Source organism: Burkholderia sp. KL41 (assembly GCF_057005415.2).
Genome location: NZ_CM189268.1, coordinates 977,824 through 993,514, shown reverse-complemented (window position 1 = coordinate 993,514; position 15,691 = coordinate 977,824). Strand labels below are relative to the sequence as shown.

Here is a 15,691-nt window from a genome sequence, read left to right as displayed (position 1 = left end):
GGGAGTGGAACCGTGGAATGCAATCTCTCTTCGGCGCGTGTGGCCGAGAATTGGACGCCGGCTTCCTGGAAGACGAAGCCGGCGTTGCAACAGCCGGCTTATCGCGATGCGGCGGCGCTCGATCGCGCCCTGACACAGCTGCAGGCACTGCCGCCGCTCGTCGCCGCATGGGAAGTGCTGACGCTCAAACGCAAGCTCGCGGACGCTGCGGCGGGACGATGCTTCTTGCTGCAGGGCGGCGACTGCGCGGAAAGCTTCGCCGATTGCACGGCGCCGATCATCGCCAATCGGCTCAAGGTGCTGATGCAGATGAGCCTGGTGCTCGTGCATGGCTTGATGCTGCCGGTGGTTCGGGTCGGCCGTTTCGCCGGCCAGTACGCCAAGCCGCGCTCGGCGGATACCGAAACGCGTGACGGCGTGACGCTGCCTTGCTACCGCGGCGACATCGTCAACGGCAGCGCTTTTACGAAAGACGCGCGCGAGCCCGACCCGCAGCGCCTGCTCGAGGCGCATTCCAGATCGGCGCTGACGATGAATTTCGTGCGCGCGCTGAGCGATGCCGGTTTTGCCGATCTGCACCACCCCGAACATTGGGACCTGGCCTGGGCATCGCATTCGCCGCTTTACGGCGAGTATCGCAAGATGACGCACTCGATCGGCGAATCGCTGCGCTTCATGGAGGCGCTCGCGGGCGAGCCCTCCGGCAGCGATGCGAGAGTCGATTTCTACACGTCGCATGAGGTCCTGCTGCTGAACTACGAAGAGGCGATGGCGCGGCAAGTGCATCGTCATTGGGGCTGGTTCAACCTGTCGACGCATTTTCCGTGGATCGGCATGCGCACCGCGCAGCTGGACGGCGCGCATGTCGAATATTGCTCCGGTATCCGCAACCCGATCGGCCTGAAAATCGGGCCCGGGTTGAGTACCGACCAGTTGCTGCGCACGATCGACGCGCTGAACCCCACGAACGAGGCCGGCCGCTTGACGCTCATCACGCGCATGGGCGCGGCGAAGATCGAAGCGGAGTTGCCGAAGCATCTGCGTGCCGTCAAGACCGAGGGCCGGCGTGTCTTGTGGTGCTGCGATCCGATGCACGGCAACGGTGAAACGACCCCGGGCGGTGTGAAGACACGGCGCTTCGAGAACATTCGCGCCGAGCTCGAGGCTGCCTTCGACATTCATGCCGCCTGCGGCACGCATCTGGGCGGTGTGCATCTGGAGCTGACCGGGGAAGACGTGACCGAATGCCTGGGCGGTGCACGCAACCTGACTGAGGCCGATCTGGCCCGCGCTTACAAGTCGACCGTCGATCCGAGGTTGAACTACGAGCAGTCGCTGGAGATCGCGATGCTGATCGTGCGCAAGTTGGGTACGACGCCGGTTGCCGAAATCGGCGCCGAGCGGCACGCGGCGTATGCGTAGCGGGGCGGTACTCGACAATTCGGTCGGGTGATGGCGAGTGCCGCCGTATTCAGGCCGCGCAGTGCTCGAGCGGATGCCGGCGTGCCGTGTCGGTCGATTGAATTGTTTATGGAATCGATTTAAATCATCAAATAGTTAAGCTAATTAATGATGATATCTTTCATATCTATTAAATTGACGTTTCAATATGTAATGCTATATCTTGGTTGCCCAAAAACAACCGGCATAAAATAAAGTGACAATAAACGAGGTGCTTCAGAAAAACCGCCGCTGGCCGGCCGTCGTCGTGTGGTCGGTATTCGCCGGACTGGCCGGCGCCGCGTCGGCCAGTACCGAGCCGGCGCAGCAGATGCAACCCAGGCAGGCGCGCATGCCTCGCGTGCCGCAGAATCTGCCCGTGTCGCCCGAGCAGGCGCAGTACAACCTGCCGCTCAGCGAGCAGGATCGCGCGGCGCTGACCAAACCTTCGCAGCTCAAGCAGCCGGCCACGCGCAGCAAGCGCAGCACGTCGGGCGCCGATTGCCACGATATGTCGGTGGTGACGCAGTATCGCGGCGCGGCACTCGCCGATTACATCGCGAATCTTCCCGATTACGAATGCCATTACGGCCTGTTCTCGGTCGATAAAGCGCAGGCCGCACAGATCTTCAATGCCGAAAACGTGCATGCTGTCGCGAGTCGTTTCGTGCAGGAAATCTATCAATACGACGCGAGCAATTTGATCCTGGTCAATTTGCTGATTTATCTGCGTGCCGCTTATTACCAATATGATGTATCGGGCATGGCGAACCCGATTCCGAATCTCGCGGTGTCGCTGCGCCCGTATATCAAGCAAAGCCTGGAGGGCGATGCGCTCTATCGCGACAATTCGCGTGCGCCGAGCACCGCGAACGAGCTGATGAAGTTCATCACGAACATGCGGGACGAAGCGTACTACCTGCCGACGCTGAAGAACCGCATCGCGTCGTACACCGTGAGCGCGGCGAATCCGCAGGCGGCGGCGCCGCTGCTGCAACGCAGTGCGGCGGGCGGCTTCACCGGTTTGCTCACGGTGTTCTTCTACGCGCACCAGCGCAGCGGCGCGCAGCCGATGCTCGACAGCGACGCGACGCTCCCGGAGACGCTCAACCGCTTCGTCACCGCGAACCGCGCGAGCCTGTCGAACACGAGCGCCGCCTATCAGTTGGCCGACGCGGCGCGCGAAACGTTTCGCTTCCTCCGCTATCCGACGCAGAAGCCGCGCGTGAAGAAAATGATCCAGGACATGCTCGCGTCGACGAGCATGACGGGCACGGACAGCGATCTCTGGCTCGCGGCGGCGGAAGCGGTCGACTACGGCGATCCGGGCAACTGCGCGGACTACGGAACCTGCGACTACAAGAAGCGGCTGTCCGACACGGTGCTCCCGAATCGCTACGCTTGCAGCACGGGCGTGCGCATTCTCGCGCAGGACATGACGATGCCGCAGCTGCAGTCGGTCTGCACGGCGGTCGCGCGGCAGGACGACTACTTCCACCGGATGATGAAGACCGGGCGCAAGCCGGTCGCGGGCGATCGCAACGACACGATCGAACTCGTCATTTTCGACGACTACGCGAACTATCGAAAATACGCGTCGGTGATCTACGGCATCAGCACCGACAACGGCGGCATGTATCTCGAGGGCGATCCGTCGGCGCCCGGCAACCAGGCGCGCTTCATCGCGCACGAGGCATCGTGGCTGCGTCCCGAGTTCAAGGTGTGGAACCTCGAGCACGAGTTCACGCACTATCTCGACGGCCGCTACGACATGGCGGGCGACTTCTCGGTGAGCACGGCGAAGCCGACCGTGTGGTGGATCGAAGGCGTTGCCGAGTATCTGTCGAGAAGGAACGACAACCAGGAGTCGATCGACGCGGTGCGCGCGGGCGCTTACCGGTTCTCGGACGTGCTCGGCACGCGTTACGCGTCGAGTGACTACGTCACGCGCGCGTACCGGTGGGGCTACATGGCGACGCGCTTCATGTTCGAGCGCCATCGCGCGGACGTCGACACGATCGTGTCGCGCTTCCGGGTGGGCGATTACGACGGCTACGCAAACCATGTCGCGTACATCGGCAATCGCTACGACACCGAGTTCGCCGACTGGGCACGCAACGCGACGACGGTGGGCGAGCCGCCGGTGCCGGCGAAGCGCTGACCGGCACGGGCCGGCGCCGCGTGATCGGACGCCGGCCAGCGTGGCGCCCAACCCGCCAGGGCAGGGAGCAGGGAGCAGGGAGCAGGGAGCAGGGAGCGGCCCTCGAGTGCAGGTTCGAGGGCCGCGGCGCGTCGGCATCACGCGCCGCCACCGCGCTAGCGATCCGTGCCGGTATCGGCAACGTAGTTCGCGATACTGAAGAAACGATAGTCGCTCAGCAGGTCAGGCGCCGGGAACCCCTCCGGATGAATCCGCCCGTAAATCGGGCTGTCGGGGCGCAGGCCGGCCAGGGTCAGCGCGAGCGTGAATTCGTTGAACGGCGCCATGAACTGGCGCGACACGAAGTGCATGCCCCAGTTGAACACCGACGGAAGCTGCTCGGTGCGCAACCACGTGTCCGGGCCGCCCGGCGCTCGCGCGCACAGGTTCTCCGCCCACGGGCTATGTCCTTCCACGATGAGAAAGCCATGCTTCGCGTGGCGCTTCCAGCGGGTCAGGAAATCGATCAGATCCGCAGCCGCCACGTAACCGGGAACGAGCCCTTCCGCGTCGCTGTACGCGACCTTGAACGCGCGCTTGATCTGTTCGAGCCCGATCGGCAACGCTTCCAGATCAGATACCGTCAGGGCCCCTGCATAGTGCTGGTCGATCACCGCGCGCAGGCGTGCCCGATCGACGGTGCGGAGATGGCGCTCGAGGATCGCTTCGGCGGCGTCCTTGCGCCGGATGCCCAGCCGGCGGTTGTGGACCAGGAACATGAAGGTGTGCAGCAGGTCGCTCAGCCGCGCCGGGCGCACGCTGCCGTCCGGCTGCGTGACGGTCAGGCCGCTGTCGGCCACGGCTTCGTCGTAGCGGTCGGGCTGGGAGATGTCGGCGGCGATCACGCGTACCTGCACGCCGGGGATGTCCTTCAGCGCGGATAACGTCGCGGCGGCGCGGCCGCGTGCGGATTCGTTGTAGTCGGCGCCGATCACGAGCAGCGGATAGTCGGCGAGGTGCCGGCCGCGCCGCGTCGACGTGATGACGTATTCCGCCAGGCGCTTCACCGCGCTGCCGTCGCCGCAGCCCATGTCCGCGATGCCGGCGGGCTGGCGGTCCAGCGGCGTGTCGTCGAACAGCTCGCGCAGGATCTTCGTCGTGATTTCCTGCGACGCCGGCCCCGATCCGGCGCCGCTCGACGCATACACATTCATCACGCGATCGATGTGGCCGTCGCTGTCGATGTCGAGCGGATCGGGGTTGCCGAACAGGAGCTCGTCGAGCAGCGCATACGAACGCAGATACGACGCGGGCAGCCCCGCATAAGGCGCGGCGATCGGACGGTGAATCCGGCCCGACTCGGTGAGCCGCACCTTTCCCTGGTCGATTTCCACCATGCCGAACTTGCCCATCAGCGCCCATGCCGCGTCCAGGACGACCGGGTCCGCCTGTGTCCAGGCGCTCACCGCGACCCCGCCGGGCTGTTCGTCGAGCTTGCCGAGGATGCCGGGCGCCGACTGCGCGTACTGGCCATCCGGCTGCCTGTCGAACACCGGCATGTCGAGCGCGACCCAGGTCGGGCCCAGCAGCAGGCCGTCCATCGCCGTGCGCAGCTGTCCGTTCGCCTGGCGTTCCAGGTCGGTGGCCGGGGGCGCAAGCTCCGGCCAGCCCGCCACGCAGGCCCGCGCGAGCCGCGCATACAGCAGGCTGTCTTCGGCCGCCACGCGTGTTCGATGACACAGTGCGTGCAGATGCTGGAGCACCGACGTTGCATCGGCCAGTTGCTCGAACAGCGGCCGGGCGTGCTCGACGCACGCGACGACATATTCGCCGGCGGGAGTGAGCGCGTAGTCGGCGTCTTCGTCGCCGCGATCGAGGGTCAGCCAGCCGGCCAGGCTCAGCAGGTTGAAGGCGCCCCACAGAATCCCGAGGTTACGGGTCGGGTCGGGCCGGCGGGACGCCGCGAACGCGCGCATCGCGCGGGGCGCTCCGGCCCGCAGGCCGTCGAACGCGCCGGCAAACACCAGGCGCGCCAGCGTCGGCACCAGCACGATGCCGTTGGCCCAGTTGCAACTGCGCGTGTAGGCCATCACGCGCTGTGCGTCGTGCCGGCCGATGCGCAGCGTGGCCGCGTGCGTGTGGTGTTCGAGCCTGACGGGCAGTTCCTCGTCGAGCACCTCGACGCCGATCGCGGCGCCGGCCGGCAGGCCGAGCAACGTGCGCGTTTCGTCGGGATAGGCGTCGAGATAGTGTTCGAGCTGCCGGGCCAGCGCGGTGGTGGAATCACCAAGGTCGAATCGGGCGTGCATGTTGGACGGTCTCACAGGATCGAAGGTTGGGCTGCATGGGATGAAGGGGCATCCGGATCGGCGTGCGCCACGACCGGCGCCGGCGCGGCGCCGCGAGTACGGGGCGCGAGATGGGCGGCCAGCGCGCGAATGGACGGGTAGTCCCAGACCGCGGACGGATCGACGCTCACGCTGAACGCCTCGCTGAATACGATCGTCATTTCGACGGCGAGGATCGAGTCGAAGCCGATCTCGGCGAACGTCGACTCGCGCGTCAAGCGAAGCTTGCGGTGCTTGAGGCGCTCGCCCAGCCACGCGATGAGCCATTGTTCGACGGCATGAACCTGCTGGCGATCGAGCAGGCTCGCCGGCTCGCCCGCGATCGGGGCCGGCGCCGAACCGGCGTCTTCGCCGGCCGGCGTGTCGGGTGTGTCGGGGGTGTCGGGCATGCCGGCGGCCGCATGCTCGCCGGGATCGGCGTCCAGCAACGGATCGACGAGCTGGCTGGCGCCCGGAACCGTTTGCTCGATCGCGCCGATCTCGAGCCCGATCCGCGCGGCCCAGTCGTTCAATTGCGCCGACGTGGTCAGTGCGGATCGCAGGCCGACCTGCCGCTGCGCCGCCTCGATCGCGAGTTCGTACCGGCGCTGCGCCCAGCGCAGCGCGCCGTCATCGATGCGCTGCTGCGCAGCCGCACGTTCGGTCACCGCGAGCAGCAATCCCCATTGCGCGATCGTGCCGAGCCAGTAATTGACCCAGACGGCGGCATGCGCGGCCCCGCCGAGTTTCGCCGCATTGGCGAGCCCGTCCTGCGACAGCCGGGCGCCAAGCTCGCGCAGCTCCGTGGCCAGCACGCCGGCGCCCAGCGCGCTTTCCAGATAACGCGGAAGCTCGTCGCTTCCGTTCAGCAGACGGCTGCCGAGGTGAACCAGCAGCGTTTCGGTCGGCCCCTCGAAGATGCGGGTCAGGCGCGCGTCGCGGAAGATCTGCGGCGCGAAGTTGGTCTCGATGTAACCGCGGCCGCCCAGGAACTGCATCAGCTCGTCGGCGGATTGCGACAGCAGCTCGGAGCCGAGAATCTTCGCGATCAGCAGGCAGTCTTCAGGCAACGTGACGCCGAGGTCCAGCTCGGTGGCCAGGTGCTCGACCAGCGCGTCGAGCCCGTCGATGCGGTCCCGCAGCTCGCCCAGGCGCAGGCGGCTCAGCGGATTGTCCAGCAGGAGCCCGGTGGCGACCTCGCGCCGCGCCCCGTAGCGATGCATCAGCTGCGCACAGCGCTTCATGCCGCCCACGCTGACGGCGGCGATGCCGAGGCGCGCGATGTTCATCGCGTGCTGCGCCACGGACATGCCCTGGCCGATGTCGCCGAGCCGGCATGCGTCGTCGATCCGCGCCCGATCCAGATGCAGCGAATTCTGGATCATGCCGCGCACGCCCATCGTCAGCTCCTCGGCGCCGATCCGCACGCCCGGCGTGCCGGGTCGCACCGCCAGGCCGACCATTCCCGCGCCGTCGGCCTGCTTCGCGAACACGTTGATGATCCCCGCCCACGCGGACGAGCCGCTCCAGCGCTTGGTGCCGGTGACCAGCCAGTCGCCGGACGCGGTGCGCTGCGCGCGGGAGGCGATCGCGCGGACATGCGAGCCCGCGGCCGGCTCCGTGATCGCGAATGCGGCGAGCATCCGGCCGCTCGCGAGGCTCGGCAGCAGTTCGTCGCGCAACGCGGGCTGCGCGTGCCGCATGATCGGCACGATGCCGAGCGTATTGTTCAGGGCAACGAAAAAAGCCAGCGTCGAATCGATCGCGGTCAGTTGCGCAAACACGCGCGTCATGTCGCGATGGCCGAGCCCGAGCCCGCCATGCGAACGGTCGATCGGCATGCCGAGCAGGCCCCGGTTGCCGAAGTCGAGCACGACGTGCGGCGGAATGGTGCGTCGCTCGTCGATGGTGCGCGAATCGATCCGCGTGCGGGCGTAGTGCCTGAGCCAGTCGTTCAGTTCGTCGACGGTGGCGCCGTCGTCGCGCCGGCGATCGTTGGCCGCCGGCTGGTCGACACCGGCGGCCGGGCGCGCGGGCTGCCCGCGATCGGGCGCCGGCGTTTGCGTGCCGGCGTCGACGTCCCACTGCGCGAGGATCGTCAGCGCGCCGTCGTGCAGCTGCGTGCGGCACGTGCTGCGGCGCACCTTGCCGCTCGACGTCTTCGGCACGCTGCCGGGCGACACCAGCACGATCCTGCTCGGCCCGATGTCGAGGCGGTTCCAGATCGCCTGGCGAATCGCGTCGATGAAGCTGTCGAGATTGCCCTTGCGCTGCGTGCGCTCGACTTCGGCCACGACGATCAGGCGTTCCGCGTCGGCCTGGTCGTCCATGAAGGCCGCGCAGCCGTTCGGCACCAGTTCCGGCACGCCGACGATCAGCGCGTACTCGATGTCTTCCGAGTAGTAGTTGCGGCCGGCGAGGATCACCATGTCCTTGAGCCGGCCGGTCACGTACAGTTCGTCATCCAGAATGAAGCCGAGATCGCCGGTGCGCATGAATGCCTGGTCCCGGGCGCCGGCCAGCGTGTGCCGGAAGGTCGAATGCGTCTGCTCGTCCAGCCGCCAGTAGCCGGCGGCGACGCTCGGGCCGGCCACGCAGATTTCGCCGATGGTCCGGTCGTCGCACCGGGCGTTGGTCTCCAGGTCGCGCACGATCACCTGCTGTTCGCCGTCGGTGCGGCCCACGCCGACCAGAACCCGCTCGCCCGGGCGGTCCAGCGGCTGCGGCGACACGCCGAGGGTCTCGTTGCGCAACACCACCGATTGCCGCTGGAGCGCGGCCTGGTCGACGCACAGCGTGCGGACCGGGTGCCGTTCCGTGCGGCCGGCGACGTACAGCGTGCCCTCCGCGAGCCCGTAGCACGGCAGGAACCCGTCGGCGGCGAAGCCCGCTGCCGCGAAGCGCTGCGAGAAATCCGTCAGCGTGCTGGCGCGCACCGACTCGGCACCGTTGTACGCGGCCCGCAGGCACGACAGGTCGAGCGTCGCCAGCTGTTCGTCGGAAATTCGCCGGCAGCACATCCGGTACGCGAAATCGGGCGCGCCCGTCAGGTCCGCGCGGTACTGGCTGATCGCGCGCAGCCACAGGTACGGATGCTGGATGAACCGTTCCGGGGCCATCAGCACGCTGCGGAAGCCGCCGTACAGCGACGTCAGGATCACGCCGATCAGGCCCATGTCGTGATACGGCGGCAGCCAGCTGACGATCGTGCTCGACTCGTCATAGGCAAGCCATTCGCGTATCAGCCCCAGGTTGTGGATCAGGTTCGCGTGACTCACCATCACGCCTTTCGGTGTGCCCGTCGTTCCCGACGTGTATTGCAGAAACGCGATGTGGGACGGCTGCACGCCGGCGGGCGAATCCACGGGAGCCAGCGCCTGCGCGCCGCCGACGTCGAGCAGCGTGCTGCCGGACGCGTCGGTATCGGCGAGCCAGGTCGAGCAGCGCGCGTGGTCCTCGGCCGAGCACAGGATCGTGTCGGCGCCCGCGTTTTCGACGATGCCGGCGATCCGCACCATATGCTGCCTGTTGCGCGGCGGGTAGGCCGGCACCGCGATCGCGCCCGCATACAGGCACCCCATGAAGGCGCCGACGTAATCGAGCCCCGGCCGGCACAGCAGCAGCACCCGGTCGCCGACGTCGACCGCGTTCTGCCGCAGCAGCGCGGCGACCCGGCGGGCGCGCACGTCGAGCTCGGAGAAGGTCATCGATTCGGCCCGTTCCTGCTCGGGCGGCCCGCTCAGGAACACGTAGGCGGTGTGGTCGCCGCGTGTGGCGGCGCGGTTCTGAAGCAATTCGCCAAGCGTAGTCGGCAAGGTCGCAGTGGTCATGATGTCGTCGGAAGAGGAATGAAAACAGCGAGCAGGGGCCTCGCACCGGCCGGCGCCCGTGCGTTGCCGCGGCGGACATCCGGATACGGCTATTCGGCGCGATGGAACAGGTCGATCATGTGCGTCATGCTTTTGAGGTGCAGGAAACGCGGCACGACCTTTTCGCTTCTTGCCGCGTAACGGGCCGTCCACTGATGGGCCAGTGCCTGCGTGGCGGCGGCGTTGCCGCGAACCGCGCGTGCGTCGGCCTCGCGTGCATCGAGGCACGCGCGCGCATGCCGTGCGGCCGACCGGGCGAGCTCGCCGGTGAGGATGCCGTGGTGCCCCAGGGCAAGCCGCGGTGCATGCAGCTGTTCGATGGCGTCCAGCGAGTGCCGGTACGCAAACAGGTCCTGAAAGACCAGCGGCAGCCAGTGGGTGGCGTCCTGAAACTCGCCGAGCGCATCCGACACGAAACCGATGTCCAGTTGCGGGCAGTAGTAGCCGAACTGGCAGCGGCTGTGGCCCGGCAGCGCGATCGTGCGAATCTGCATCCCGTCGCCGATATCGAGCAGCGCGCCCGGATTGACCGGGTAGAACGGCAGGTCGGCCAACTCGGTGAAATCGGCGCCGGCGGCGGGTTCCCACGACCGTGACGCGTGCTCGTCGAGCTGGCGGATGGTGCGGCAGGCCGACGGGCTCTGGAACGCATCGAACGCGTCGGGCGAACCGGACACATGGAGCCACGGCATGCGCGACTTGAGCGTCATCAGCAGGCTGCAATGGTCATAGTGCGAGTGGGTGATCAGCCAGTAGCGCAAATGCCGGATGCCGCCGAAGTCCCGCAGCAGATCGTGAAGCTGCTGCCATACGAGCGCCGTCATGCCGCTCAGGCCGCCCTCGATCAGCGTCGCGGCCTCGTCGTTGACGATCACGTACAGCGGCACGTCGGCGGTGCCGATCAGCGCCAGCCGCGGCTCGATCCACCCGGGGGATGCGTTCAGCATGTCGTTCAGCTCCGATAGAGCGCACAGGCCCACGTCGCGCCCGCGCCGTAGGTCACGAGGAGGTTGAGCTGGCCGGCCGGCATGCGGCCTTGCTCGCGGGCGAGGGAGAGCGCGACCGGAAACGCCGCGCTCGCCATGTTGCCCAGTTGATCGACGGAAATCATGCAGCGCTCGCGGGGCAGCCCGAGCCGCTCGATGACCGCGTCGAGGATGCGCAGGTTCGGCTGGTGCGGCACGACCAGGCCGATATCGCCGATCGTCAGCCGGTGCTTGTCGAGCATCTGCCGGCATGCGTCGACGATGCGGCGCGTCGCGTCTTCGAACATCGGCGCGCCTTTCATCCGGAAGTGGTGGCGGCCGGCCGCGATGTCGTCCGCGTCGATGAAGCGCGGGCGTCGCGCGCCGGGCGCCTCGGTGGCGAGCAGGTCGAACTGGGTGCCGTCGGCGCCGAGCGTCAGGTCGATCAGCCCGCGCGCCGGCTCGTCCGTCGCCTGCAGCAGCAGCGCGGCGGCGCCGTCGCTCAGCAGGATCGACAGGTTGCGCCCGGCGTTGCTCGTGTCGATGCGCCGCGACAGCGCCTCGGCGCAGACCAGCAGCACGTTGCGATACAGGCCGCTCGCGAGGAAGTGACGCGCGATCTCGATCCCGTAGAGCCCGCCGCTGCATTGCGCGCGGATGTCGAAGCACGGCACCTCCCGCAAGCCGAGCCGGGGCTGGATGTAGCACGCCTGCGACGGGTCGTGATGATCGGGCGACAGCGTATTGACGATCAGCAGGTCGACGTCGTGCGCCGTGACGCCTGCGTCGGCCATTGCGCGTTCCGCGGCCGGGCAGGCGAGGTCCGCCAGATCCTGATCGGGGCCGAGATAGCGTCGCGCGACGACACCGGTGCGTTCGCGAATGAACGCGTCGCTGGTGTCGATCATGCCGGCGACTTCGTCGTTGCCGACGATCCGCTCGGGCAGCGCATGGCCGAACCCGGCGATGACGAGACGTGCGCTCATGCCTGACCCTCCTGTTCCGTCACGGCGGCGACCGTGCCGCCCGCATCGGACACGACGGTTTCGCCCCAGCGCCACAATTGCGCGCCGAAGCCCCAGCCCGCGCCCGCGCCGGCAATCACGACCGTCGATCCCGGCCGGATCACGCCCTGCCGGATCGACTCGGCCAGCGCGAACGGCACGGCGGCCGACACGAGGCACGCGCAATCGGCCACGCGAATCACGTACTGATCGGGCCTCAGCCCGAGCCGCTGCGCCCATGAGCGCACGAGCAGCGCGGACGGCTGGTGGAACACCATCGCATCGACGTCGGCGATGCCGGTGCCGCTCCGGTGCAGCAGGCGCTCGACGATATCGGGAATGGCCACCGGCATGAAGCGCGAGATCGCCTCCTGCGCTTCGGGCTTGAGCGTGAAATACACGCCGAACGGGTTGTCGGCGCCGGTTTCCGCGTCGTCGTCGGCCGTGGCCTGCGCATTGCGCCACTGCATCGTCACGAGGTCGTAGCGCGTGGCGTCGCTGTGATATGCGGCATCCAGCCAGTCGGCGCCGTCGGGGTCGGCCGGCTCCGCGACGAGCACGGCCGCGGCCGCGCCGTCGCCGAAATTCGTCGACGACTTGCTCGTGTAGTCGACCACCGCCGACATGCGCTCGGACGAGCACACCAGCGCCCGTTTCACGCGCCCCTGCTTGATGAGGTTGGCGGCGAGCTGCAGTTGCAGCACGAAGCTCGCGCATTCCATCTCGATATCGGCATCGAGCGCGCGCGTGGCGCCGAGCCGGTCGCGCAGCGCGCGCGAGAGCCGCGGCGCGAACCGGCGCCGGCCGTCGGCGAGCGACACGAACGGCGACGTCATGTTGAACAGCACCAGGTCGAGTTCGGCGGGTTCCACGCCGGCACGCGCGAGGGCGTCGCGGGCCGTGCGCTCGGCCAGCGCCAGCTCGGATTCGCCGGCATCGGGGTCGATCATGTGGCGCGATTCGATGCCCCAGAATTGCCACCATTCCGCCGGAATGGGCTCGACGCCCGCGAAGACGGGATCGTCGTTGGGTACCTGGCGTGCCGGCAGGCGGCAGGCGAGACTTGCGATTCGGACGTTGTGCACCGTCAGACCTCCATCGTGCTGCAGGCGATGCGCGGCCGGAACGGATCCAGTGTCATGGCGATCACCGTCCGTTCATCGTCGCGCAACGAAATCGAATCTGCGACGCGCGACGCAAGCCACGCGGGCAGCTGGAACGGGTTCGGAATCTCCGCCGGACCGGTGACGACGTCGACGCGGAAAGCATCCCGCGCGCCGGTGGCGATCGACGGCCATCCGCCCAGCCACGATTCGCAGAACAGCGTGGCGGCACGCCGGTCGATGCGGCTTTGCGCCGCGTCGAGCATTGCGTTGACCGCGGCGCCCGCATTGGCCGGTTCGGCGTCGAACCGGCCGGTGACGCGATCGAACCGGCTTTCGAAGCGGGCCAGCGACAGGCTGCCGTTCACGCGCCGGGGCGCGAGTGCGTCGAGCGTCGCGAACGGCGGGGAATCGAGATCCGCGTAGCGGCTCGCATAAGCGCGGTCATGGCCGGACGGCGTCAGCACGATCGCGCCCGCACCGTCGGCGAAGCCGCTCTCGGCCACCTGCTCGACGTCCGCGAGCGCTTCCGCGCGAACGACGAGCGCGCGCCGATAGCCGAGCTGCCGGCAATGGCTTTGCGCGAGATCGAGTGCGAGCGTCCAGTCCGCATCGAGCAGATCGAACACGGCCGCATGTCGCGCACGCAGGTCGCGCTGCACGGGATGCGCCAGCCGCGGGCCCGCGATCGACGGCGCGTCCGCCATCCGGCTGGGGGAGATCGACAGGCTGACGATCAGATCCAGTTCCGACGGCAGGCAACCGGCTTGTTGCAGCGCCTGCCTGGACGCCTTGATCGCGTAGTCGTTCGCGCAGGATTGCGCGGTGGTCGCGGGGGCCGGAACGGCCGCCGCGGCGCCGAGAATTTTCATAGGATTTCTTCGCTTTGGACTGCTTGATTCAGGGAACGCGCCGCGCCATGACCGGCCTGCCGGAGCACGGCACGCCGCAATTTGCCCGATTCGTTGCGCGGCAAACCGGCGGCGTGATAGGCCACGCGATGCGGGCACTTGTATGGCGCAATCACGCTTTTCACGTGCTGCTGAAGCTGCGTCGTCAACGCATCCGAGCCGTCGACGCCCGGGCGCAGCACCACGTGCGCGCAGATGAGCGTGCCGCCCCGTTCGTCGACGTGCCCGACGACGCCGCACTCGGCGATATCCGGATGGCGCAGCAGCGCCTGCTCCACTTCGCCGGGCGACACCGTGTAGCCGGAGGTGATGATCAAGTCGTCCGCGCGTGCCTGGTAGAACAGGTAGCCGTCCTCGTCCAGGTAGGCGCTGTCGCCCGTCAGGTTCCAGCCGTGCTTGACGTAGTCGCGTTGCCGCGTGTCGTTCAGGTAGCGGCATCCGGTCGGCCCCTGCACGGCCAGGTAGCCGATCTCGTAGGGCGGCAGGCACTGGCCGTGCTCGTCCACGACGGCAAGGCGGTAACCGGGCACCGCCTTGCCGATCGCGCCGTCCTTCGCGCCGGTGTCGCCGGTCGACGCGAAGATGTGCAGCATCTCGGTCGACCCGATGCCGTCGATCAGGTGCAGGCCGGTGCGGATCTGCCACGCATCGCGCGTCCATGGCGGGAGCGCCTCGCCCGCCGACACGCATTTGCGCAGGGACGAGATGTCGCACGGGTCGCGCTGGTCGAGATGATCGAGCATGGCCCGATAGGCCGCCGGCGCCGTAAACAGGATGCTGACCCGATGCCGCTCGACGGCGGCCAGCAGCTGTTCCGGGCCCGCTTTCGGCAACAGCACGACGCTTGCGCCGACGCTGACCGGAAACAGCAGCAGCGCGCCGAGGCCGAACGTGAACGCGAGCGGCGGCGATCCGCAGAAGACGTCATCGGCCGTGGGCCGGAGCACGTGCTGCGGAAAGCAGTGGCAGGCCGCCATCACGTCGCGATGAAAATGGACGGTTGCCTTCGGTTCCCCGGTCGTTCCCGACGTGAACGCGATCAGGCAGGGATCGTCCGCGCGCGTTTCGGCGGCCGCGAATGCCGCCGAATGGCCGTCGAGCCAGCGCGCGTGCGGATGCGTGTCGTCCGTGTCGTAGCGTCGGACGTCGCCGCGCCACTGCAGGCTCGCCATCGCCGCGTCGAGTTCGGCGGACAGCCCGGCTTCGCAGATGACGTGCGTGACCCGGGCCCGCCCGATGATGGTCGACAGTTCTCCCGCGCGCAGCTTCGGCATCGTTGCGACGGCGACGCCGCCGGCCTTGACCACGCCGAACCACGCGGCGGCCAGCATCGGGTGATTCGCGCCGTGCAGCAGCACCCGATTGCCGGCCACGAGGCCGCCGTCATGAACGAGCAGGTTGGCGATCCGGTTGGCGGCATCGCGCAATTCGCGATACGACCACGTGATGCCCGACCCGGTCGTGATCGCCACCCGATCGCCCCAGCCGCGCTCGTCGACGGCGGTATCCAGCAGCGCGGCGGCGCAATTGAGAAACGGCGGAAACTGCAGCCCCGGCAATTCGAAGACGAACGTCGGCCAATCCTCGGCAGGGGGCAAATTCGCGCGGCAAAAGTCGTCCATCGTCAGCGCTCGCAAGAGTGTGAGTTTGAAGTTCGTGATAGCAGTGCGGTGCCGCGCGGGCCGTGCGCCATGACCGGGCGCGGCCCGCGCAGCCTGAGTCGCGATGCCAAAGAGATGTGGTCGGGGCGGCAGGCATCTGTCGCCGAGCGACGCACGGAGCGCCGGGTCAACCGGATGAAGGCCGGCCGGTTTCGGTGGAGTGATATCGTCTCATTTGATTTTCAAAATAAACAATAATCGATCGGTTTAATTCAAATGCACCTGGATCTGAAATTCATCGATCAATCTGGTCGGCGTCAAAAAAATCTTG

9 protein-coding genes are annotated in these 15,691 nt (G+C 67.6%); 2 read left to right on the top strand and 7 right to left on the bottom strand.

The window, feature by feature from the left end:
• Positions 1-12 precede the first annotated feature (12 nt).
• Positions 13-1,422, top strand: a complete 1,410-nt coding sequence (locus PQB87_RS38510; protein WP_059687493.1) for a class II 3-deoxy-7-phosphoheptulonate synthase — start codon at positions 13-15, stop codon at positions 1,420-1,422.
• Positions 1,423-1,663: 241 nt separating this feature from the next.
• The gene (locus PQB87_RS38505; RefSeq protein WP_489245151.1) at positions 1,664-3,601 is read left to right on the top strand and encodes a collagenase; all 1,938 of its coding nucleotides are present in this window, start codon (positions 1,664-1,666) and stop codon (positions 3,599-3,601) included.
• A gap of 155 nt (positions 3,602-3,756) precedes the next feature.
• Here the strand turns inward: PQB87_RS38505 and PQB87_RS38500 are convergent, their stop codons facing one another.
• The 7 genes from PQB87_RS38500 to PQB87_RS38470 all read right to left on the bottom strand — a co-directional run bounded on the left by PQB87_RS38500 (position 3,757) and on the right by PQB87_RS38470 (position 15,381).
• Complete coding sequence (locus PQB87_RS38500; RefSeq protein ID WP_489244582.1) at positions 3,757-5,889, bottom strand: AprA-related methyltransferase; 2,133 nt, start codon at positions 5,887-5,889, stop codon at positions 3,757-3,759.
• Positions 5,890-5,900: 11 nt separating this feature from the next.
• Positions 5,901-9,737: an AMP-binding protein gene (locus PQB87_RS38495; protein WP_489244580.1), complete on the bottom strand. Its 3,837-nt coding sequence runs from the start codon at positions 9,735-9,737 to the stop codon at positions 5,901-5,903.
• Positions 9,738-9,826: 89 nt separating this feature from the next.
• Positions 9,827-10,723, bottom strand: coding sequence for an MBL fold metallo-hydrolase (locus PQB87_RS38490; RefSeq protein WP_111941937.1), 897 nt, complete (start codon positions 10,721-10,723; stop codon positions 9,827-9,829).
• A gap of 5 nt (positions 10,724-10,728) precedes the next feature.
• The gene (locus PQB87_RS38485) at positions 10,729-11,727 is read right to left on the bottom strand and encodes a ketoacyl-ACP synthase III (protein ID WP_060148235.1); all 999 of its coding nucleotides are present in this window, start codon (positions 11,725-11,727) and stop codon (positions 10,729-10,731) included.
• The gene (locus tag PQB87_RS38480) at positions 11,724-12,854 is read right to left on the bottom strand and encodes a 3-oxoacyl-ACP synthase III family protein (protein WP_181523082.1); all 1,131 of its coding nucleotides are present in this window, start codon (positions 12,852-12,854) and stop codon (positions 11,724-11,726) included. Before PQB87_RS38480 ends, PQB87_RS38485 begins: the two co-directional genes overlap by 4 nt.
• Entirely contained in the window at positions 12,833-13,720 is an 888-nt protein-coding gene (locus PQB87_RS38475) for a beta-ketoacyl-[acyl-carrier-protein] synthase family protein (protein ID WP_489244578.1), read from the bottom strand. The genes PQB87_RS38480 and PQB87_RS38475 overlap by 22 nt, the downstream gene beginning before the upstream one ends.
• Entirely contained in the window at positions 13,717-15,381 is a 1,665-nt protein-coding gene (locus PQB87_RS38470; protein ID WP_489244577.1) for an AMP-binding protein, read from the bottom strand. Before PQB87_RS38470 ends, PQB87_RS38475 begins: the two co-directional genes overlap by 4 nt.
• Positions 15,382-15,691: the final 310 nt, after the last annotated feature.

Coding starts and splice junctions, on each gene's coding strand:
- PQB87_RS38490 (WP_111941937.1), bottom strand. CDS start 10,723: ATGCTGAACGCATCCCCCGGGTGGATCGAGCCGCGGCTGGCGCTGATC.
- PQB87_RS38495 (WP_489244580.1), bottom strand. CDS start 9,737: ATGACCACTGCGACCTTGCCGACTACGCTTGGCGAATTGCTTCAGAAC.
- PQB87_RS38485 (WP_060148235.1), bottom strand. CDS start 11,727: ATGAGCGCACGTCTCGTCATCGCCGGGTTCGGCCATGCGCTGCCCGAG.
- PQB87_RS38500 (WP_489244582.1), bottom strand. CDS start 5,889: ATGCACGCCCGATTCGACCTTGGTGATTCCACCACCGCGCTGGCCCGG.
- PQB87_RS38475 (WP_489244578.1), bottom strand. CDS start 13,720: ATGAAAATTCTCGGCGCCGCGGCGGCCGTTCCGGCCCCCGCGACCACC.
- PQB87_RS38470 (WP_489244577.1), bottom strand. CDS start 15,381: ATGGACGACTTTTGCCGCGCGAATTTGCCCCCTGCCGAGGATTGGCCG.